Source organism: Nocardia sp. AB354 (assembly GCF_049538315.1).
In the GTDB taxonomy this organism is placed as follows: Bacteria; Actinomycetota; Actinomycetes; order Mycobacteriales; family Mycobacteriaceae; genus Nocardia; species Nocardia nova.
Map to the genome: position 1 here is coordinate 1 of NZ_JBMVFU010000065.1, position 1,297 is coordinate 1,297.

At 68.9% G+C, this 1,297-nt stretch carries 1 protein-coding gene; it reads right to left on the bottom strand.

The genetic code is table 11. The features are described from left to right. On the bottom strand, window positions 1–1,297 hold a 1,297-nt coding region (locus ACPCUW_RS35100), incomplete at both ends, for an FAD-dependent oxidoreductase (RefSeq protein WP_423429690.1).

Sequence of the window (1,297 nt, forward strand, 5' to 3'; positions counted from 1 at the left end):
TCGGGCTCGCCGAGCGAGCGCTCGTGGGCGTCGAGGCGGTACCAGCCGGCCCAGGTGGTGAACGGAATGCCCTTGTCCTCGAGGAACTTCGTCACGGCCTCGGGATCGGGTTCGGCGGCCGGGGTGAAGGAGGCGGCGTCGTCGAGCAGGCAGGCGATGGTCTCGTTGGCGTCGCCCTTGGTGTGGCCGATCAGGCCGACCGGGCCGCGCTTGATCCAGCCGGTGACGTAGGTCTGCGGCAGGTAGCGGGCGATGCCGTCGGCGCCCTCGTCGACGAGCACGCGACCGGCCTCGTTCGGCACGGTGCCGGCCTGGTCGTCGAACGGCAGCTGCGGGATGTTCTGCGACAGGTAGCCGACGGCGCGGTACACGGCCTGGACGTCCCAGTCCTTGTAGGTTCCGGTGCCCTTGACGTTGCCGGTGCCGTCGAGGGTGGTGCGCTCGGTGCGCAGGCCGACCACCTTGCCGTCCTCGCCGATCAGTTCGGCCGGGGATTCGAAGAAGTGCAGGAACAGCTTGTGCGGGCGGTCGCCGACGTCGCGAATGGCCCACTGCTCGAGGGTGTTGCAGACCATGTCGACCTGCTTGGAGTGGCGGCGCGCGGCCTCCGAGCCCTCGTCGTAGTCGATGTCCTCGGGATCGACGATCACCTCGATATTCGGCGAGTGATCGAGTTCGCGCAGTTCCAGCGGGGTGAACTTGGCCTGGGCGGGACCGCGGCGGCCGAAGACGTGCACCTCGACGGCCTTGTTGTTGCGCAGGCCCTCGTAGACGTTCGGCGGAATCTCGGTCGGCAGCAGTTCCTCACCGGTCTTGGCGAGCACGCGGGCCACGTCGAGCGCCACGTTGCCCACACCCAGGACGGCGACCTTCTCCGCGTCGAGCGGCCAGGTGCGCGGCACGTCCGGGTGGCCGTCGTACCAGGACACGAAGTCGGCGGCGCCGTAGCTGCCGTCCAGTTCGATACCCGGGACACCCAGGGCGCGGTCGGCGTTGGCGCCGGTGGAGAAGATCACCGCGTCGTAGAAGCGGCGCAGGTCCTCGAGGTCGATGTCGCTGCCGTAGTCGATATTGCCGAGCAGGCGGACCTGCGGCTTGTCGAGCACCTTGTGCAGCGCGGTGATGATGCCCTTGATGCGCGGGTGGTCGGGTGCGACGCCGTAGCGGATCAGACCGAACGGGGCCGGCATGCGCTCGTAGAGGTCGATACTCGCCTCCACGTCGGACTTCATCAGCGCGTCGGCGGCGTAGATTCCGGCCGGTCCGGCACCGACGATCGCGATGCGCAGGGGGCGGT